Genomic DNA, 20573 nt, shown 5'->3' on the forward strand with positions numbered 1-20573 from the left:
CCTCCACGTTGACGCGCCGTGGTCCTGACACGGCGCAGCGCTCCCCGGCGCTCCAACTCAGGTGACACTACGACAACTCCCGGCGCGCATCCACTGCGCACCGGCCCCCGGCTACCGCTGCGCGAGTCCCGACATAATGATCCGAATCGATCGGGGAGAGCACAGTGCCGTTCACACTCAGTCATGCAGCCGCCGTTCTGCCGGCCATACGCCGCAACGGAACGGCTCACGGGCCGCTGATCGCCTCGGCGCTGGTGGCGGGATCCTTCTCCCCGGACCTGACGTTCTTCGCGGACTCCCTCGTCCCCGGCGGCATGCTCTTCGGAGACTTCACGCACTCCCCGCTCGGGGTGCTCACCGTGGACGCCGCCATCACCGCGGCCCTGGTCGGCGGCTGGCTGCTGCTGCGCGAGCCGCTGGCGGCGCTGCTGCCCGCGTCCTGGCAGGGCAGGGCGTACGGGCTGATGCGCGGCCGGTCCTGGCGCGGCAGGCCCCCGTGGGCGATCGCCCTGTGGCTGTATGTCTCGGCCGTACTGGGGGCGTTGACGCACATCGTGTGGGACGCCTTCACACACGGCGGCCGCTGGGGGACGCGGCTGCTGCCCGTACTGAACCAGAGCGTCGCGGGCCTGCCGGTCCACACCGTGGTGCAGTACGGGACCTCGGCGCTGGCGCTGGGCGGGATCGGCGCCTTCCTGTGGTCGGGATGGCGGCGCACCGCACCCGTCCCGGCGCCCGCGCGGCTGCCGGCCCTGACGGTGGGCGGGCGGCTGCTGGCCGTGGCGCTGCTGGCGCTGGGCGCGCTCGCCGGGACCGTGCACCGCTGTGTGCGGGCGCACGGCGTCTACGGCGACGCGGCCACCTGGTCCGACTACATACCGACCGTGCTCTTCGGCGCCGGTGCGGGACTGGCCCTGGCACTGCCGCTGTTCGCGGTGGCGGTACGCGTCCGCCACCGCGCGCGGCAGGCCGGGCCCGAGCCGGAGCGGATGTCAGTGGGCGGCTGACTCCCAGTCCTTGCCGGAGCCCACCGACACATCCAGCGGGGCGCGCAGCTCGACGGCGCCGGCCATCTCGCGCCGCACCAGCTCCTCGACCTGCTCGCGCTCGCCGGGCGCCACCTCCACCACGATTTCGTCGTGCACCTGGAGCAGCATCCGCGAGGTGAGCTCCGCGGCCCGCAGCGCCTCGTCCACCCGCAGCATCGCGATCTTGACGATGTCGGCGGCGGTGCCCTGGATCGGGGCGTTCAGCGCCATCCGCTCGGCCATCTCGCGGCGCTGGCGGTTGTCGCTGTTCAGGTCGGGCAGATAGCGGCGGCGGCCCAGGATCGTCTCCGTATAGCCGGTGGCGCGGGCCTCCTCCACGACGCGCTGGAGGTAGTCGCGCACCCCGCCGAAGCGCTCGAAGAAGTTGTCCATCAGCTTGCGGGCCTCATCGGGCTGGATGCCCAGCTGCTGGGACAGGCCGAAGGCCGACAGACCGTAGGCCAGGCCGTAGGACATCGCCTTGATCTTGCGGCGCATCTCCGCGTCCACCTGGTCCTTGGGGACGGTGAAGACGTGGGAGGCGACGGTGGTGTGCAGGTCCTCGCCCGAGGTGAACGCCTCGATCAGGCCCTCGTCCTCGGACAGGTGGGCCATCACCCGCAGCTCGATCTGGCTGTAGTCGGCGGTCAGCAGGCTCTCGTACCCCTCGCCGACCACGAAGCCGCGGCGGATGGCCCGGCCCTCGTCCGTGCGCACCGGGATGTTCTGCAGATTGGGGTCGGTGGAGGACAGCCGGCCGGTGGCGGCCACCGTCTGGTTGAAGGTGGTGTGGATACGGCCGTCGGGGGCCACCGTCTTGATCAGGCCCTCGACGGTGGTGCGCAGCTTGGCCTGCTCACGGTGGCGCAGCATGATCACCGGGAGCTCGTTCTCGGTCTGGGCCGCGAGCCAGGCCAGAGCGTCGGCGTCGGTGGTGTAACCGGTCTTGGTCTTCTTGGTCTTGGGCAGGCCCAGCTCGCCGAAGAGGACCTCCTGGAGCTGCTTGGGCGAGCCGAGGTTGAACTCGTGGCCCGCCGCGGCGTGCGCCTCCTGCACGGCCTGCTGCACCGCGGCCGCGAACTGCTGCTCCATACGGTCCAGATGGGCGCGGTCGGCCGCGATGCCCGCCCGCTCCATACGGGCCAGCAGCGCGCTGGTGGGCAGCTCCACATCGCGCAGCAGCTCGGCGGCGCCGACCTCCGCCAGCCGCGCCTCGAAGGCCTCGCCCAGATCCAGGACCGTACGGGCCTGGGCCATCAGGGCGTCCGCCTCGGCCTGCTCGTCCACGCCGAAGGCCAGCTGCCCGCTGTCGGCGGCGGCCGGGGCCAGATCGCGGCCCAGGTACTCCACCGAGAGGGCGTCCAGCGCGAAGGAGCGCCGGCCCGGCTTGACCAGATAGGCGGCCAGCGCGGTGTCCATCGTGACGCCGTCGATGCTCCAGCCGTGCTCGGCGAAGACCCGCATCAGACCCTTGGCGTTGTGCATCACCTTGGGGCGCGAGGCATCCGCGCTCCAGGCGGCGAACGCCTTCTCGTCGCCCTCGGCCAGCTGGGAGGGGTCGAACCACACGGCCGGGCCCTGGGCGGTGGCCAGCGCGATCTCGGCGACCGAGCCGGCGCCCAGCGCCCAGGTGTCGACCGTGGCCACGCCCAGCGCGCCGCCGGCGTGCTCGGCCAGCCAGGGCGCCAGCTCACCGGAGCCGATCACCGCGCCGTCCACCTCCACACCGGCGGCGACCTGCACCTCCTCGGCGGCGTCGGCGGCGCCCGGGTCCACCGCCAGCAGGCGGTCCCGCAGCCCCTGGTTGCGGATCTCCAGCGCGTCCAGGAAGACCGTGAGCGCCTGGCGGTCGTACGCGGCGCGCACCAGCTCGGCGGGGCCGCACGGCAGCGCCACGTCGCGCACCATCTCGGTCAGGCGGCGGTTGAGCTTGACCGCCTCCAGGTGGTCGCGGAAATTCTGGCCCGCCTTGCCCTTGACCTCCTCGGCCCGCTCCACCAACTCCGCGAACGAACCGAACTGGTTGATCCACTTCGCGGCGGTCTTCTCACCGACACCCGGGATGCCGGGGAGGTTGTCCGACGGGTCGCCGCGCAGCGCGGCGAAGTCCGGATACTGCGAGGGCGTCAGGCCGTACTTCTCCCGCACCTTCTCCGGGGTGTAGCGGGTCAGCTCCGAGACGCCCTTGGTGGGATAGAGGACCGTGACGTCGTCGGTGACCAGCTGGAAGGAGTCCCGGTCGCCCGTGACGATCGAGACCTGGAAACCCTGCTCGGTGGCCTGGGTGGCGAGCGTGGCGATGATGTCGTCGGCCTCGAAGCCCTCGACCGCGAACCGCTTGGCACCCATCGCGTCCAGCAGCTCGCCGATCAGCTCGACCTGCCCCTTGAACTCGTCCGGGGTCTTGGAGCGGTTCGCCTTGTACTCGGGGAACTCCTCCGAGCGCCAGGTCTTGCGCGAGACGTCGAAGGCGACCGCGAAATGCGTGGGCGCCTCGTCGCGCAGGGTGTTCGCGAGCATCGACGCGAAGCCGTAGATCGCGTTGGTCGGTTGCCCGGTGGCGGTGGTGAAATTCTCCACGGGCAGGGCGAAGAACGCCCGGTACGCCATGGAGTGCCCGTCCATCAGGAGCAGGCGGGGACGCTCGCCCCCGGCCTGATCGGTGCCGGTCGTTTCGCTCTTCTTCGCTGCCTTTGCTGCCACGCCCCCGATCCTGCCACGCCCCACTGACAATCCCCGCCGCGACAACCTCCCCGGGGCCGCTCCACAGCACTTCGTGCCAGGATTGGATACTGCATGCACGAGGCACCTACCTCTACCTCACAAGGGAGAACGCCATGGCAGGCAAGCCGCCCGCGTCGGACCCCGTCCAGGACGCGCCCGAGGTCAGCGGGCCCGAGCATTCCGCCGTCGGTCTGCCCGCCATCACCCACGCCCTGCGCATGTCCCAGAAGCAGATGGGCGTACGGCGCACGGCCCTGACCCTGCTGCGCGTCAATCAAAAGGACGGCTTCGACTGCCCCGGCTGCGCCTGGCCCGAGCCCGAGCACCGGCACACCGCCGAATTCTGCGAGAACGGCGCCAAAGCGGTGGCCGAGGAAGCCACCCTGCGCCGGGTCACCCCCGCCTTCTTCGCCGAGCACTCCGTCGCCGACCTGGCCCGGCGCAGCGGCTACTGGCTCGGCCAGCAGGGCCGGCTGACCACGCCGATGTTCCTGGACGAGAACGCCGGCCACTACGAGCCCGTCTCCTGGGAGCGGGCCTTCGACATCATCGCCGCCGAGCTGGACGCCCTGGCCTCCCCCGACGAGGCCGTCTTCTACACCTCGGGCCGCACCAGCAACGAAGCGGCCTTCCTCTACCAGCTCTTCGCCCGCGAGTTCGGCACCAACAACCTGCCCGACTGCTCCAACATGTGCCACGAGTCCTCCGGCTCCGCCCTCTCGGAGACGATCGGCATCGGCAAGGGCAGCGTCCTGCTGGAGGACCTCTACCAGGCCGACCTGATCATCGTCGCCGGGCAGAACCCGGGCACCAACCACCCCCGGATGCTCTCCGCCCTGGAGAAGGCCAAGACCGGCGGCGCGAAGATCATCTCGATCAACCCGCTGCCCGAAGCCGGCCTGGAGCGCTTCAAGAACCCGCAGACCCCCCTCGGCCTGACCCGCGGCACCGCCCTGACCGACCTCTTCCTCCAGGTCCGCCTCGGCGGCGACCAGGCCCTCTTCCGCGCCCTGAACCGCGGCATCCTCCAGACCGACGGCGCGGTCGACACGGAATTCGTACGCGAACACACCCACGGATACGAGGAGTTCGCCGCCGCGGCCCGCGCCGACGACGACTGGGAGGCGACACTGCGCGCCACCGGCCTGACCCGCCAGGAGATCGAACGCGCCCTTGAGATGGTGCTGGCCTCACAGCGCACGATCGTGTGCTGGGCGATGGGCCTGACCCAGCACAAGCACTCCGTCCCCACCATCCAGGAAGTGGTCAACTTCCTTCTGCTGCGCGGCAACATCGGCCGCCCCGGCGCCGGCGTGTGCCCCGTACGCGGCCACAGCAACGTGCAGGGCGACCGCACCATGGGCATCTTCGAGCGGCCCGCCCCCGCCTTCCTGGACGCCCTGGAGAAGGAATTCGGCTTCGCGCCCCCGCGCGAACACGGCTACGACGTCGTCCGCGCCATCCGGGCCCTGCGCGACGGGCAGGCCAAGGTCTTCTTCGCCATGGGCGGCAACTTCGTCTCCGCCACCCCCGACACCGACGTCACCGAGGCCGCCGTACGCCGCGCCCGCCTGACCGTCCACGTCTCCACCAAGCTCAACCGCTCGCACGTGGTCACCGGCGCCCGCGCCCTGATCCTGCCGACGCTGGGCCGCACCGAACGCGACGTACAAGAAGGCGGCGAGCAGTTCGTCACCGTCGAGGACTCCATGGGCATGGTGCACGCCTCCCGCGGGCGCCTGGCCCCGGCGGGACCGCAGCTGCTGTCCGAGCCCGCCATCGTCGCCCGCCTGGCCCGCCGCGTCCTGGGCAGCGCCAGCCGCACCCCCTGGGAGGAGTTCGAGAAGGACTACGGCACCGTCCGCGACCGCATCGCCGCCGTCATCCCCGGCTTCGAGGACTTCAACGCCCGCGTCGCCCGCCCCGGCGGCTTCGCCCTCCCGCACGCCCCGCGCGACGAGCGCCGCTTCCCCACCGCCACCGGCAAGGCCAACTTCACCACCGCACCCGTGGAGTACCCCGAACTGCCCGCGGGCCGGCTGCTGCTGCAGACGCTGCGCTCGCACGACCAGTACAACACCACCATCTACGGCCTGGACGACCGCTACCGCGGCATCAAGAACGGCCGCCGCGTGGTGCTGGTCAACCCCGAGGACGCCCGCGAACTGGGCCTGGCCGACGGCTCGTACACCGACCTGATCAGCGAGTGGCGCGACGGCGTGGAGCGGCGCGCCCCCGGGTTCCGCGTCGTCCACTACCCCACGGCGCGCGGCTGCGCCGCCGCCTACTACCCCGAGACCAACGTCCTGGTCCCACTGGACCACACCGCCGACACCAGCAACACCCCCGCCTCCAAGTCCGTGGTGATCAGGCTGGAGCCCTCCGCGCAGCAGTAGGCGCCCGGCCCGCCGCCCGGCCCCGGGCCGGGCGCCCGCGCGGTGACCTGATAGGAACATTCCCATCTCAACGATCACCGGGTGAGCGAAGGAGCCACTGGGCATGGGCGAGCAGAGCACGACCAAGTTTCCGCAGGAGATCCTCGACCAGTGGGCGGGGCTCGGCCTGGACCTGCCCACGCTGTTCTCCGCCGGGCACCTGGGCCGCCGGATGAGCGTGCAGGTCCTTCAGGCGGCCCCGGACCGGGTGGTGGGGACCATGCCGGTGGAGGGCAACACCCAGCCCTACGGCCTGCTGCACGGCGGCGCGTCCGCGGTCCTGGCCGAGACCCTCGGCTCGGTCGGCTCCATGCTGCACGGCGGCCCCACCAAGCTCGCCGTGGGCGTGGACCTGAACTGCACCCACCACCGCGGCGTCCGCTCCGGCCTGGTCACCGGCGTCGCCACCCCCGTGCACCGCGGCCGCTCCACGGCCACGTACGAGATCGCCATCACCGACGAGCGGCAGCGGCGGGTCTGCACCGCCCGGCTGACCTGCATGCTCCGCGATGCGGACGCCGGCGCCTACCGCAGCTGAGCGGGCGCGGACGCACCCCGCACCACGGCCCCGCACCGGAGAGATTTCCGGGCGGGGCCGTTCGCACGCCCGGCTCCGGCACGGCCCGGCGACGTAACACAGCGTGAACATGCTCACCGTACGGTCACCCCACCAGCCCCATACGCCCCAGCACCCCCGGGCCGCTCGCACCCGCACTCTCCGCTATGCGGACGCCCACCGGCACCCCCGCGCCAAATCCCCTACAGGAAGTGCGAGTTCGCACTCCGCCCCGCGTTCGCTCCCGCTGTAAGGACCATGAGGGCATAACGCTCATCGCAGGTCATAACAAGAGCGTCACATCCTGGTCAGCGCCTCTGCCCGTGCGCACAGCACCCCTCTAGAGTCACCGCCAGTCACCGCGCCGCCGGGCGCACTGCGAGCACCGACCCGGTACCACCCTGCACGGCCCGGTGCGCAACACGGTCGTGCGACAAGCACCGGCCGCGCCAAGGAAAGGACTGATCGTGCGTCACCGTTCCTTGCTCATCCTCACCACCGCGGTCACCGCAGGCGCCCTCACCATGTCCGCGTGCGGCTCCCGCAACGACGACAACGGCAACGGCAACGGCGGCAGCGGCAAGAAAGCCACCGTCGTCATCGGCCTGAGCGTCCCGCTCACCGGCGACCTCTCCGCCCTGGGCCAGGGCATCAAGAACTCCGCCCACCTCGCCGTACAGAACGCCAACAAAGCCGGCGAGGTCAAGAACGTCACCTTCGAACTACGCCCGCTGGACGACAAATCCCTGCCCACCCCCGGCCAGCAGAACGCCACCAAACTCGCCGGCGAAAAAGACGTCCTGGGCATCGTCGGCCCCCTCAACTCCAGCGTCGCCCAGTCCATGCAGCAGGTCGCCCAGTCCAACGGCGTCACCCTGATATCCCCGGCGAACACCACCCCCGACCTCAGCCAGGGCAAGAACTGGAAGAAGGACGACCGCAAACGCCAGTTCACCACCTACTTCCGCACCTCCACCACCGACGAGGTGCAGGGCGCCTTCGGCGGCAAATACGCCGCCGAGAAAATCAAAGCCAAGACCGTCTACGTCATCGACGACCAGAAAACCTACGGCGTGGGCCTGTCCGCCGCCTTCCAGGAGAAGTTCACCTCCCTGGGCGGCAAGGTCGTGGGCACCGAACACGTCAGCCCCGACGACCGCGACTTCAAGGCCGTCGTCTCCAAGGTCCGCACCGCCAAACCCGACCTCGTCTTCTACGGCGGCGAATACCCCGCGGCAGGCCCCCTGAGCCAGCAGCTCAAGGACGGCGGCGTCACCGTACCCTTCATGGGCGGCGACGGCATGTACAGCGCCGACTACATCAAGCTCAACAAAAAAGCACAGGGCGACTACGCCACCTCCGTCGGCAAGCCCGTCGAAGAACTCGCCTCCGCCAAGAAATTCATCGCCGACTACAAGGCCGCCGGATACAAAGAGCGCTACGAGGCCTACGGAGGCTCCTCCTACGACGCCGCCTGGGCCATCATCCAAGCCGTCAAAACCGTCGTCGACGCCAACGACGGCAAGCTTCCCGACGACGCCCGCAAGAAGGTCGTCGAAGCCATGAACAAGGTCAAGTTCGACGGCGTCACCGGCCCCGTCTCCTTCGACCAGTACGGCGACACCACCAACACCCTCATCACCGCCTACCAGGTCGACAAGGGCGCATGGAAGTCCCGTTACAGCGCGGAGTACAAGGGCTGACCCCGCCTCCCTGCACCACGGGCCGCGCCAGGACCCCGGTCCCCGGCGCGGCCCGCAGCACCCCGGCCCGCGTACCACTTCCCACACCACGGAGGCCCTGCGGTGAGTGAACTGCCGCAACAGCTGGCCAACGGACTCATCCTCGGCGCGATGTACGGACTCATCGCGATCGGCTACACGATGGTCTACGGCATCGTCCAGCTCATCAACTTCGCCCACGGCGAGATCTTCATGGTCGGCGGCTTCGGCGCGCTCACCGTCCACCTCGCACTCCCCAAGGACACCGCCCTCCTGCTCGCACTCCCCCTCATGCTCATCGGCGGCATCCTCGTCTCCGTCCTCGTCGCCGTCGGCGCCGAACGCTTCGCCTACCGCCCCCTGCGCACCGCCCCACGCCTGGCCCCCCTCATCACCGCCATCGGCCTCTCCCTCGCCCTCCAGCAAGCCATCTGGCAGTGGTACCCCGACGCCAAACAAGCCCGCGTCTTCCCCCAGTTCAAAGGCGCCCCCTTCGACGTCCTCGGCGCCACCATCCAGCGCGGCGACCTCTACGTCCTCATCGCCGCCCCCCTGTGCATGATCGCCCTCGGCATCTTCGTGTCCAAGACCCGCACCGGCCGCGGCATGCAGGCCACCGCCCAGGACCCCGACACCGCCAAGCTCATGGGCATCAACACCAACCGCATCATCGTGCTCGCCTTCGCCATCGGAGCCGCCTTCGCCGCCGTCGCCGCCGTCGCCTACGGCCTGCGCACCGGCGAAGTCCAGTTCCGCATGGGCTTCATCATGGGCCTCAAAGCCTTCACCGCAGCCGTCCTCGGCGGCATCGGCAACATCTACGGCGCCATGCTCGGCGGAGTCGTCCTCGGACTCGCCGAAGCCCTCGCCATCGGCTACGTCGAACACATCCCAGGCATGAGCCAGTTCGGCGGCGGAGCGTGGAAGGACGTCTGGGCCTTCGTCCTGCTCATCCTCGTCCTGCTGCTACGCCCCCAGGGCCTGCTGGGCGAACGCGTCGCGGATCGGGCGTGATACCGATGACCACCACCCACACCACCACACCGGGCACCCTGCCCCTGCCGGCCACCGGCGCCCGCATCACCACCATCATCGCCGCCCTGGCCACCGCCGCCTCCACCGCCCTGGCCTGGACCTGGAGCTCCGCCTTCCCCGGCGACCTCACCTACTACGGATCGCCCGCCGGCCTCCAGCTCCTCACCCTCGCCGGCGCCGTCCTGACCTGCTTCTTCGCCCTCGCCGCAACCGGCCTGCGCGGCCTGGGCTGGGCCGTCCCCGGCGGCCGAGGCGCCCCCGTACTGCTCCTGGCCCTGGGCACCTTCGTCACCACCTGGTTCACCCTCGGCGCCATCGCCGCCGACCTGGGCGGCCTGGCCAACCTCGAACCGGGCGGCTACGTCGCCGCCCTCACCTCACTGCTCACCCTGGCCGCCGCCCTCGGCCTGCCCGCCGACCGCACCCCCGACACACCACCACGCGGACCCTGGCAGCGCTTCACCAACTCCCTCACCTCACCTCCCCCCAAACGCCCCGCCGCCGAACTCCCCTCCTGGGCCGAAATCCTGATCATCGCCCTCGCCTTCGGCATCGCCCTGCTCATCTTCACCTACGGCATCGACGCCGAGGACGGACCGCCCTTCATCGGCTTCCTCCTGCTGGCCGCCTTCACCTTCCCGGCCGTCAACCGCTCCGGGCTCATGCAGCGCCTCGCCGCCATCACCCGCACACACCGCAGCGTGGCCCTCCTCGCCGCCTTCGTCGCCGCGGCCGCCTTCCCCTTCACCCAGGACAACGACACCTACACCCTCCTGGGCGCCAACATCCTCATCTTCGCCACCGTCGCCCTCGGCCTGAACGTCGTCGTCGGCCTCGCCGGACTCCTCGACCTGGGATACGTCGCCTTCCTCGGCGTCGGCGCCTACGCCGCCGCCCTGGTCTCCGGCTCCCCCGAATCCTCCATCGGAGTCCAATTCCCCTTCTGGGCAGCCCTGCTGACCGGAGCCGGCGCCTCACTCGTCTTCGGCGTCCTCATCGGAGCACCCACCCTGCGGCTGCGCGGCGACTACCTCGCCATCGTCACCCTCGGATTCGGCGAGATCTTCCGCCTGTCCATGCAGAACCTCAACGGCACCACCGGACCCGACGTCACCAACGGCGCCATGGGCATCCCCAACATCCCCCAACTGGAGATCTTCGGCTTCAACTTCGGCGAGACCCACACCATCCTGGGCACCCCCATCGCCCCGTACGGCAACTACCTGCTGCTGATGATCCTCGTCACGGCCTTCGTCGTCCTGGTCTTCCGCCGCTCCCACGCCTCACGCATCGGCCGCGCCTGGATCGCCATCCGCGAGGACGAGACCGCCGCCGTCGCCATGGGCATCAACAGCTTCCGGCTACGGCTGCTGGCCTTCGCCCTCGGCGCCACCCTGGCCGGACTCGCCGGCACCGTCCACGCCCACGTCGTCACCACCGCCACCCCCGACCAGTTCCAGTTCGCCGGCTCGGACGCCCCCAACTCCGCCTTCCTGCTCGCCGCCGTCATCCTCGGCGGCATGGGCACCCTCAGCGGCCCCCTCGTCGGCGCCGCACTGCTCTTCCTCATCCCCCAGAAGCTCACCTTCATGGAGGACTACCAGCTCTTCCTCTTCGGTGTCGCCCTCGTCCTGCTCATGCGCTTCCGCCCCGAAGGGCTCATCCCCGACCGCCGAAAGCAGCTCGAATTCCACGAGACCGGCCAGCTCGACGTACCCGAACAGCGCCTGCCCGACGGGGCCGTGAGCGCCGCCGAGACAAAGGCGTGACGACACCATGACCACAACCGCCACCAGCCCCACCGCCTCCGAGACGGTCCTGAACGCCGCGGGCGTCACCATGCGCTTCGGCGGACTCACCGCCGTACGGGCCGTCGACCTCACCGTCGGCAGCGGCGAGATCGTCGGCCTCATCGGCCCCAACGGCGCCGGAAAAACCACCTTCTTCAACTGCCTCACCGGCCTGTACGTCCCCACCGAAGGCACCGTCAGCTACCGCGGCACCCGCCTCTCACGCAAACCCCACCTCGTCACCAAAGCAGGCGTGGCCCGCACCTTCCAGAACATCCGCCTCTTCGCCAACATGACCGTCCTGGAAAACGTCCTCGTCGGCCGCCACACCCGCACCAAAGAAGGCCTGTGGTCCGCCCTCCTGCGCACCCCCGGCTTCCACAAGGCCGAGCGCACCAGCGAACAACGCGCCCTGGAACTCCTGGAGTTCACCGGCCTCGCCGCCAAACGCGACCACCTCGCCCGCAACCTCCCCTACGGCGAACAGCGCAAGCTCGAAATCGCCCGCGCCCTGGCCAGCGAACCCGGCCTCCTCCTCCTGGACGAACCCACCGCCGGCATGAACCCCCAGGAAACCCGCGCCACCCAGGACCTCGTCCTGGCCATCCGCGACCAGGGCACCGCCGTCCTGGTCATCGAGCACGACATGCGCTTCATCTTCAACCTCTGCGACCGCGTCGCCGTCCTCGTCCAGGGTGAAAAACTCGTCGAAGGAACCTCCGAAGTCGTCCAGGCCGACGAGCGCGTCATCGCCGCCTACCTCGGCACACCCTTCGAGGACGCACCCGGCGCGGAAGAGATCGCCGAGGTCCGCGCGGCCGAGGCCCGCACCGAGGAGAACCCACAGGACAGCGAGGGGGACGCCCGATGACCACCGCCCTGCTGGAGGTCGAGGACCTCCGGGTCGCCTACGGCAAGATCGAAGCCGTCAAGGGCATCTCCTTCACCGTCGAACCCGGCCAGGTCGTCACCCTCATCGGCACCAACGGCGCCGGAAAGACCACCACCCTGCGCACCCTGTCCGGACTCCTCAAACCCCTCGCCGGCAAGATCACCTTCGACGGGGAACCGCTCGACGGCGTCCCCGCGCACAAAATCGTCGAACGCGGCCTGGCCCACTCCCCCGAAGGACGGCGCCTCTTCCCCCGCCTGACCATCGCCGAAAACCTCCAGCTCGGCGCCTTCCTGCGCAAAGACACCGCGGGCATCACCCAGGACATCCACCGCGTCTACGAGCTCTTCCCCATCCTCGGCGAACGCCGCAAACAGGCCTCCGGCACCCTCTCCGGCGGCGAACAGCAGATGCTCGCCATGGGACGGGCCCTGATGTCCCGCCCCAAACTCCTGATGCTGGACGAACCCTCCATGGGCCTCTCCCCCATCATGATGCAAAAGATCATGGAAACCATCCGCGAACTCCGCTCCCAGGGCACCACCATCCTGCTCGTCGAACAGAACGCCCAGGCCGCCCTCTCCCTCGCCGACCACGGCCACGTCATGGAAACCGGCCGCATCGTCCTCTCCGGCACCGGCGACCACCTCCTCCACGACGAGTCGGTACGCAAGGCCTACCTGGGCGAGGACTGAACGGGCACAGACGACGGCCGCGATCCGGCCCGGCGTGATGCGGATACCGGCGAGCGGACCGCCGCCAACCGTCCACAGAGACACCCGTGTCGGCGCCGGAGCGCACAACACACGAGGACCCGCGCACCGATCACCACGGTGCGCGGGTCCTCGCGTACGAAGGGCGGGGCCTTCCGCAGGAGCGGCCCCCTGCCCCCCTACTGCTCCTTCTTCTCCTTCGCCGCCTTCTTCTCCTCGGCGTCCTCGATGACGGCCTCGGCGACCTGCTGCATCGACAGGCGGCGGTCCATGGACGTCTTCTGGATCCAGCGGAAGGCGGCGGGCTCGGTGAGCCCGTACTGGGTCTGGAGAATGCTCTTGGCGCGGTCGACCAGCTTGCGGGTCTCCAGGCGCTGGGTGAGGTCGGCGACCTCCTTCTCCAGCTCCTTCAGCTCCGTGAAGCGGCTCACGGCCATCTCGATGGCCGGCACCACGTCGCTCTTGCTGAAGGGCTTGACGAGGTACGCCATGGCGCCGGCGTCGCGCGCCCGCTCGACGAGCTCGCGCTGCGAGAACGCGGTGAGCATGAGCACCGGGGCGATGCTCTCCTCGGCGATCTGCTCCGCGGCCGAGATCCCGTCCAGGACCGGCATCTTCACATCGAGGATCACCAGGTCCGGGCGGTGCTCCCGCGCCAGCTCCACGGCCCGCTGCCCGTCCCCGGCCTCACCGACGACGGAGTAGCCCTCCTCCTCCAGCATCTCTTTGAGATCGAGACGGATGAGGGCCTCGTCCTCCGCGATCACCACACGCGTGGTCAAAGGCGGTACATGCGACTGGTCATCTTCGACGACGGGCTGCTCGGGCTCGGCGGCGCTCACGGATCTCCTCTTCCAGGAAGGTGGTGCCCCATGAGCCTACCCAGCTCCTGTATGGTGTTCCCACAGCGGGGAGGCAGTAGCCTTGGATTCCGCGAGCCCCGGTAGCCCAATTGGTCAGAGGCCATGGATTCAAAACCCATCCAGTGTCGGTTCGAGTCCGACCCGGGGTACTTTACCTTCGATTCCAAGGTCACTTGAGAATCGACATTCTTCACCCGTTCTAGCGGGTGTTCGCCGAACAGGCACGCGGCGGCAAAGATCCGGTCAAGCTCGTACCCATGTACGACCTCGATACGCGCAAGCGGGCTCTCGCACTCGTCTCACAAGGCCGCAGCCTGAACTCTGTGAGCAAGCAGACCGGGATATCCCGCTACGCGATTCGCCAGTGGCAAGTCCGCATCGAGCCGGTCTCCCGCACATCGGATTGCCCGCGCTGCGCATCCGAGCCACAACTGCCGAAAGACCACGCGGCGTACGCGTACCTCCTGGGCCTGTATCTGGGCGACGGCTGCATCAGCAGACACCGGCGCGGCGGTTATGCGCTGCGTATCGCGTGTGCCGACGCCTGGCCTGGGCTCATCGAAGCATGCCGCGAAGCCATCAAGCGCGTCTGGCCCGCGAACAGCGTCGGCGTGACCCAGCGGCAAGGCTGCGTCATGGTGACCACCTACAGCCACCATTGGCCGTGCCTGTTCCCTCAGCACGGCCCCGGCAAGAAACACGAGCGACCCATTGTTCTGGAGCCCTGGCAACAGCGGATCGTGGATGCGTATCCCTGGGATTTCATCCGCGGGCTGATCCACTCCGACGGCTGCCGGATCACCAACTGGGCGTCCCGCACGGTGGGTGGCGAGCGCAAGCGGTACGAGTATCCGCGTTACTTCTTCACCAATACGTCCGACGACATCGTGCAGCTCTACACGAACACCCTCGACAAGCTGGGGGTCGAGTGGAAGCCGACGCGGCAGTCCCGCAGGGCGCAGAACATCTCCGTCGCCCGGCGGGCATCCGTCGCGCTCATGGACGAGCATGTCGGGCCGAAGTACTGAGACCGCGGCCCGGCATGGGTGGGGCTACTTCGGGGAGTCGTCCTCGCCGATGTGGTGGACGCGGACGAGGTTGGTGGAGCCGGCGACGCCGGGTGGGGAGCCGGCCGTGATGATGACGACGTCGCCCTTTTGACAGCGGCCGATCTTCAGGAGCATCTCGTCGACCTGGGCGACCATCTCGTCGGTGGAGTCGACGGTCGGGCCGAGGAAGGTCTCCACGCCCCAGGTGAGGTTGAGCTGGGAGCGGGTGGCGGGGACGGGGGTGAAGGCGAGGAGGGGGATGGGGGAACGGTAGCGGGACAGGCGCTTGACCGTGTCGCCGGACTGCGTGAAGGCGACCAGGAACTTCGCGCCGAGGAAGTCGCCCATCTCGGCCGCCGCGCGGGCGACCGCACCGCCCTGGGTGCGGGGCTTGCTGCGGTCGGTCAGGGGCGGCAGGCCCTTGGCGAGGATGTCCTCCTCGGCCGCCTCGACGATGCGGCTCATGGTCTTGACGGTCTCGGTGGGGTACTTGCCGACGCTGGTCTCGCCGGAGAGCATCACCGCGTCCGTGCCGTCGATGACGGCGTTGGCGACGTCGGAGGCCTCGGCGCGCGTGGGCCGGGAGTTGTCGATCATCGAGTCGAGCATCTGTGTGGCGACAATGACCGGCTTGGCGTTGCGTTTGGCGAGTTTGATGGCGCGCTTCTGGACGATCGGGACGGTTTCCAGGGGCATTTCGACGCCCAGGTCGCCGCGGGCGACCATGATGCCGTCGAAGGCGGCGACGATGTCGTCGATGTTGTCGACGGCCTGGGGCTTTTCGACCTTGGCGATGACGGGGAGGAAGCGGCCCTCCTCGCGCATGATGCGGTGCACGTCCTCGATGTCGCGGCCGCTGCGCACGAAGGACAGGGCGATGATGTCGGCGCCGGTGCGCAGGGCCCAGCGCAGGTCGTCCTGGTCCTTCTCGGACAGGGCCGGGACGGAGACGGCGACGCCGGGAAGGTTGAGGCCCTTGTGGTCGGAGACCATGCCGCCTTCGATGACCTTGGTGCGGACGCGGGGTCCGGAGACGCCGGTGACCTCCAGGGTCACTTTGCCGTCGTCGACGAGGATGCGTTCGCCGACGGTGACGTCCTCGGCGAGGCCTTCGTAGGTGGTGCCGCAGAGGTGGCGGTCGCCTTGGACGGAGGGTTCGACGGTGATGGTGAACTCGTCGTCGCGTTCAAGGAGTACGGGTCCTTCGCTGAAGCGGCCGAGGCGGATCTTCGGGCCTTGAAGGTCGGCGAGGACGCCGACGTTGCGGCGGGTCTCCTCCGATGCCTTGCGGACCCGTTCGTAGCGTGCCTCGTGCTCGGCGTAGGTGCCGTGGCTGAGGTTGAAGCGGGCCACGTCCATGCCGGCCTCGACGAGTGCCTTGATCTGCTCGTACGAGTCGGTGGCGGGTCCCAGTGTGCAGACGATCTTTGCTCGGCGCATGGCATCGACCCTACGACTTACCGGCAAGTAGGGAACTGTGAGGAAGTGACTGCCCAACGTCCGCTGGATGAAAGGCTATTGACAATTAATTGAATGCGCGGAAGGGCGCTCTGATGAGCGGAAAGGCGGGTGTGGAAAGGCGGATTCCGGAACGTGGTCACAGAGTTGGGCGGGTCATGGTGAATCGGGCGTTGATGTGGGCGTAGACCTCTTGGCGCTCGGGTTCGAGGTCGAGGGCGGGGGCCGCCTCGGGGGCGCCGCCGGCGAAGGCGGCGTGGGCGCGCAGCATGCCGCCGGCGGGGGCGGTCATCGGGATGGGGTTCTCGGCGTCCAGGTCGGCGAGTTCGACGATGGCGTCGAGGCGGGCGCCGAGGGCCTCGGCGTATTCGCGGGCGCGCTGTACGGCTTCGCGTACGGCCTGCTGGCGGGCTTCGCGGTGGGCGGGTGAGTCGGGGCGCAGGGCCCACCAGGGGCCGTCGACGCGGGTGAGTTCGAGGTCGGCGAGGCGGGTGACGAGTTCGCCGAGGGCGGTGAAGTCGGCGAGGGTGGCGGTGCTCTGGACGCGTCCGTGGTAGGCGCGGATGCGTTCGTGGCGGCCTTTTTCGGTGAGTTCGGGGGTGATGGTGAAGGAGCCGGTCTCCAGTTTTTCGACGGTGTCGCCGTAGGACTTGATCAGGGTGAGGACTTGGTCGTTGCGGCGGGTGAGGTCGCTCAGGGCGGTTGTGCGGTCGGTGCCGCGGGCGCTGGTGGTGATGGTGATGCGGGCGATCTCGGGGTCGACTTCGAGGCGGGCTTCGCCGCGGACGGCCAGGCGGGGGGTGTCGGGGGTGCCGTAGGGGACGGGTGCCGGGGTGGTTGTGGGGTCGGTCATGGGTGCAGCCTGGCATGGAGGCGGTGGGTTGTCCGGGAGGTGGCGGGACGAGGCCGGTGCGGGCGGGGGTGGCGGGGTGGGAACGGTCACCTGATCGCAATCTGGCGGGGGTGTTGCGCGGGGTGTGGCTGCGCCAGAATCTACGCGCGTTGTGCTGGTCCGCAGCAGGGTGGCCGGCTCGTACGAGGGAGTGGGCATGCCGGTGGACCGTAGGAAGTTCCTGGGGAGTTCTGTGACCGCGGGGGCGGGTGCGGCGCTGGTGGTTGCCGCGGCTCCGGCTGCGGAGGCGTACGGCGGGGGCGTGGGGCGCGGGCGGGAGCGGCGGTATTCCTTCACCGTCATGGGCACCACGGATCTGCACGGCAATGTCTTCAACTGGGATTACGCCACGGATGCGGAGTTCGACGACAAGGACCACAACGATGTGGGGCTGGCGAAGATTTCGACGCTGGTGTCGCGGGTCCGCGCGGAGAAGGGCCGGGGCAATACGCTGCTGATCGATGCGGGTGACACGATCCAGGGCACGCAGCTGGGTTATTACTACGCCAAGGTGGATCCCATTACGGGGGCGCGGGGTCCGGTGCATCCGATGGCGCGGGCGATGAATGCGATCGGCTATGACGCGGCGGCGCTCGGTAATCATGAGTTCAATTACGGGATCGAGGTGCTGCGGAAGTTCGAGGAGCAGTGCGATTTCCCGTTGCTGGGTGCGAATGCGGTGGATGCGAAGTCGCTGCGGCCGGCTTTCCCGCCGTATGTGATGCGGCGGCTGCGGGTGCCGCACGGGCGGGATGTGAAGGTGGCGGTGCTGGGGCTGACGAATCCTGGGATCGCGATCTGGGACAAGGCGCATGTGCAGGGGCGGATGGCTTTTCCGGGGCTGGAGGAGCAGGCGGCGAAGTGGGTGCCCAGGCTGCGGTCGATGGGTGCGGATGTGGTGATCGTCGCCGCGCATTCGGGGGCGAGCGGTACGTCTTCGTACGGTGATCAGCTGCCCTACGTGGAGAATGCGGCGGCGCTGGTGGCGGAGCGGGTGCCGGGGATCGACGCGATTCTGGTCGGGCATGCGCACACGGAGATCGCCGAGCGGCGGGTGGTGAACAAGGAGACCGGCCGTGAGGTGGTGCTGTCGGAGCCGCTGAAGTGGGGGCAGCGGCTGACGCTCTTCGATGTCGGTCTGGTGTGGGGCAAGGGGCGCTGGCGGGTGGATTCGGTGTCGGCGAAGGTGCTGGATTCGCGGGAGGTGGAGGAGGACCGGAGGATCACGGGGCTGCTGCGGGGTGCGCACCGGAAGGTGGTGGCGTATGTGAATCAGGTGATCGGGCGGTCGGATGCGCTGATGACGGCGGCCGAGGCGCCGTACAAGGACACTCCGGTGCTGGATTTCATCGCTTTTGTGCAGGCCGAGGTGGTGCGCAAGGCGTTGGCGGGCGGGGAGTTCGCGAAGCTGCCGGTGTTGTCGCAGGCGTCGTGTTTCTCGCGGTCCGCCGCGGTGCCGGCGGGTGAGGTGACGATCCGGTCGATGGCGGCGCTGTACCCGTTCGACAACACGCTGGAGGCGCGTGTGATCAATGGGAAGCAGCTGAGGGAGTATCTGGAGTTCTCCGCCCGGTATTACGTGCGAACGGCGGCTGGTGGTCCGGTGGATCCGGCGAAGCTGACGAATGCGGAGGGGATTCCGGATTACAACTACGACGCGGTGAGCGGGGTCTCGTACGAGATCGATATCGCACAGCCCGCGGGGCAGCGGATCGGGAAGCTGACGTTCGAGGGGGAGCCGGTTGCCGATGACGCGCGGTTCGTGCTGGCGGTGAACAATTACCGGGCGAGCGGTGGCGGGAACTTCCCTCATGTGGCGAAGGCGCAGCAGGTGTGGTCGACGTCGGACGAGATCCGGAATCTGATCATTGGGTGGGTGAAGGAGAGCGGGCGGATCGATCCGGCGCGTTTTGCCGCGGTGGAGTGGAGGCTGACGCGGGAGGGGGTTCCGGTGTTCTGAGTGGGGGCCGGGTGGGAGGGGTTCGCGCCGGTGCGCCTGCCCCGCCCACCCCGCCGGTGCGCCTGCCCCGCCCACCCCGCTTCCCTCCCCTGGGGTCCGTGCCGGTGGTCAGTGCCTGATGTGGTGTACGAGGGTGGTGGGGCGGGGTTCGGGGCGGCGGGCCGGGGGGACGAGGCCGAAGGTGGTGAAGGCGGTGCGGGGCGGCAGGGGGTAGGGGTCCTTGCCGGTGAGGGAGTTGAGGATGAGGGCGCTGCGCCAGGCGGCGAGGCCGAGGTCGGGGGTGCCGACGCCGTGGGTGTGGCGTTCGGCGTTCTGGACGTGGACGGCGCCGGTGACGGCGGGGTCCAGGACGAGGCGGTGGGCTTCGTCGATGCGGGGGCGTTCCTGGGAGTCGCGGCGCATGTAGGGGTCGAGGGCGGCGAGGAGGGTGTCCAGGCGGCGTTCGCGGTAGCCGGTGGCGAGGACGACGGCGTCGGTGGTGAGGCGGCTGCGGGCGGCCTGGTGGGCGTGTTCGAGGTGGAGTTCGACTTTGGTGGTGCCGACGCGGCCTGCGGTGCGGACGGTGACGCCGGGGGTGAGGACGGCGTCGGGCCAGCCGCCGTGCAGGGTGCGCTGGTAGAGCTCGTCGTGGATGGCGGCGATGGTGTCGCGGTGGATGCCCTTGTGGAGCTGCCACTGCTGGGGGACGAGTTCGTTGCGTACGGATTCGGGGAGGGCGTGGAAGTAGCGGGTGTAGTCGGGGGTGAACTGTTCCAGGCCGAGTTTGCTGTGTTCGGTGGGGGCGAAGGCGGGGGTGCGGGCGAGCCAGTGGAGCTTTTCGTGTCCTGCGGGGCGGTTGCGGAGCAGGTCGAGGAAGACTTCGGCGCCGGACTGTCCTGATCCGATGACGGTGACGTGGTCGGCGGCGAGCAGGTGGTCGCGGTGGGTGAGGTAGTCGGCGGCGTGGTGGACGGGGACGGCGGGGGCTTCGGCGAGGGGCTTGAGGGGTTCGGGGAGGTAGGGGGTGGTGCCGATGCCGAGGACGAGGTTGCGGGCGTAGGAGCGGCCGAGGGCTTCGGCTTCGCCGTCGGCGTCGAGTTGGGTGAAGTCGACTTCGAAGGCTTCGCGTTCGGGGTTCCAGCGCACGGCGTCGATCTGGTGGCCGAAGTTGAGGGTGGGGAGGTTTTCGCTGACCCAGCGGCAGTAGGCGTCGTATTCGGCGCGCTGGATGTGCAGGCGCTCGGCGAAGTAGAAGGGGAAGAGGCGTTCGCGGGTCTTGAGGTAGTTGAGGAAGGTCCAGGGGCTGGCGGGGTCGGCGAGGGTGACGAGGTCGGCGAGGAAGGGGGCGTGGACGGTGGCGCGGTCGATGAGCAGGCCGGGGTGCCAGTGGAAGGCGGGGCACTGGTCGTAGAAGGCGCAGCGCAGTTCGGTGAGGGGGTGGGCGAGGGCGGCGAGGGAGAGGTTGAAGGGGCCGATGC

At 69.3% G+C, this 20573-nt stretch carries 15 protein-coding genes and 1 tRNA gene; 11 read left to right on the plus strand and 5 right to left on the minus strand.

Going from position 1 to position 20573, the window contains the following annotated elements; all coding sequences use genetic code 11:
- The first annotated feature begins 164 nt into the window (after nt 1–164).
- Nucleotides 165–1007 (plus strand): DUF4184 family protein, encoded by an 843-nt coding sequence (locus AC4IJH_RS28840; RefSeq protein WP_490854826.1) that lies wholly within the window; start codon nt 165–167, stop codon nt 1005–1007.
- On the opposite strand, the gene polA is transcribed toward AC4IJH_RS28840, so the two are convergent.
- A complete protein-coding gene (gene polA, locus AC4IJH_RS28845) occupies nt 993–3731 on the minus strand; it encodes a DNA polymerase I (protein ID WP_490854827.1) in 2739 nt (912 codons plus the stop codon). The genes AC4IJH_RS28840 and polA overlap by 15 nt on opposite strands.
- 134 nt (nt 3732–3865) lie before the next feature.
- Here polA and AC4IJH_RS28850 point away from each other — a divergent pair, with 134 nt between their 5' ends.
- The 7 genes from AC4IJH_RS28850 to AC4IJH_RS28880 all read left to right on the plus strand — a co-directional run bounded on the left by AC4IJH_RS28850 (nt 3866) and on the right by AC4IJH_RS28880 (nt 12876).
- A complete protein-coding gene (locus tag AC4IJH_RS28850; protein WP_490854828.1) occupies nt 3866–6148 on the plus strand; it encodes an FdhF/YdeP family oxidoreductase in 2283 nt (760 codons plus the stop codon).
- 103 nt (nt 6149–6251) lie between these two features.
- Nucleotides 6252–6725 carry a PaaI family thioesterase gene (locus tag AC4IJH_RS28855; protein ID WP_490854829.1) on the plus strand — a complete coding sequence of 158 codons (474 nt, stop codon included), beginning with the start codon at nt 6252–6254 and terminating at the stop codon, nt 6723–6725.
- A gap of 500 nt (nt 6726–7225) precedes the next feature.
- Nucleotides 7226–8446, plus strand: coding sequence for a branched-chain amino acid ABC transporter substrate-binding protein (locus AC4IJH_RS28860; protein ID WP_490854839.1), 1221 nt, complete (start codon nt 7226–7228; stop codon nt 8444–8446).
- Nucleotides 8447–8548: 102 nt separating this feature from the next.
- On the plus strand, nt 8549–9478 hold the full coding sequence (locus AC4IJH_RS28865; RefSeq protein WP_490854830.1) for a branched-chain amino acid ABC transporter permease: 930 nt from the start codon (nt 8549–8551) through the stop codon (nt 9476–9478).
- A 5-nt stretch (nt 9479–9483) separates the two neighbouring features.
- The gene (locus AC4IJH_RS28870) at nt 9484–11268 is read left to right on the plus strand and encodes a branched-chain amino acid ABC transporter permease (RefSeq protein ID WP_490854831.1); all 1785 of its coding nucleotides are present in this window, start codon (nt 9484–9486) and stop codon (nt 11266–11268) included.
- A gap of 7 nt (nt 11269–11275) precedes the next feature.
- On the plus strand, nt 11276–12160 hold the full coding sequence (locus tag AC4IJH_RS28875; protein WP_490854832.1) for an ABC transporter ATP-binding protein: 885 nt from the start codon (nt 11276–11278) through the stop codon (nt 12158–12160).
- Nucleotides 12157–12876, plus strand: coding sequence for an ABC transporter ATP-binding protein (locus tag AC4IJH_RS28880; protein ID WP_490854833.1), 720 nt, complete (start codon nt 12157–12159; stop codon nt 12874–12876). The genes AC4IJH_RS28875 and AC4IJH_RS28880 overlap by 4 nt, the downstream gene beginning before the upstream one ends.
- A 197-nt stretch (nt 12877–13073) precedes the next feature.
- Here the strand turns inward: AC4IJH_RS28880 and AC4IJH_RS28885 are convergent, their stop codons facing one another.
- Entirely contained in the window at nt 13074–13736 is a 663-nt protein-coding gene (locus AC4IJH_RS28885) for an ANTAR domain-containing response regulator (RefSeq protein WP_490854834.1), read from the minus strand.
- A gap of 95 nt (nt 13737–13831) precedes the next feature.
- Here AC4IJH_RS28885 and AC4IJH_RS28890 point away from each other — a divergent pair.
- Both AC4IJH_RS28890 and AC4IJH_RS28895 read left to right on the plus strand, forming a co-directional pair.
- A tRNA-Leu gene (locus AC4IJH_RS28890) sits at nt 13832–13906 on the plus strand.
- Between the two features lie 108 nt (nt 13907–14014).
- Nucleotides 14015–14785 (plus strand): transcriptional regulator, encoded by a 771-nt coding sequence (locus AC4IJH_RS28895; RefSeq protein WP_490854840.1) that lies wholly within the window; start codon nt 14015–14017, stop codon nt 14783–14785.
- Between the two features lie 24 nt (nt 14786–14809).
- Here the strand turns inward: AC4IJH_RS28895 and pyk are convergent, their stop codons facing one another.
- On the minus strand, nt 14810–16246 hold the full coding sequence (gene pyk, locus AC4IJH_RS28900; protein ID WP_490854835.1) for a pyruvate kinase: 1437 nt from the start codon (nt 16244–16246) through the stop codon (nt 14810–14812).
- Nucleotides 16247–16403: 157 nt separating this feature from the next.
- Nucleotides 16404–17117 (minus strand): SIMPL domain-containing protein, encoded by a 714-nt coding sequence (locus tag AC4IJH_RS28905; RefSeq protein ID WP_490854836.1) that lies wholly within the window; start codon nt 17115–17117, stop codon nt 16404–16406.
- 196 nt (nt 17118–17313) lie between these two features.
- Here AC4IJH_RS28905 and AC4IJH_RS28910 point away from each other — a divergent pair, with 196 nt between their 5' ends.
- Entirely contained in the window at nt 17314–19116 is a 1803-nt protein-coding gene (locus AC4IJH_RS28910) for a bifunctional metallophosphatase/5'-nucleotidase (RefSeq protein WP_490854837.1), read from the plus strand.
- Nucleotides 19117–19224: 108 nt separating this feature from the next.
- Here AC4IJH_RS28910 and AC4IJH_RS28915 read toward each other — a convergent pair whose 3' ends face one another.
- Nucleotides 19225–20571: a lysine N(6)-hydroxylase/L-ornithine N(5)-oxygenase family protein gene (locus AC4IJH_RS28915; RefSeq protein WP_490854838.1), complete on the minus strand. Its 1347-nt coding sequence runs from the start codon at nt 20569–20571 to the stop codon at nt 19225–19227.
- Nucleotides 20572–20573 lie beyond the last annotated feature (2 nt).

The sequence above is a fragment of the Streptomyces sp. UF-297 genome (genome assembly GCF_058245575.1).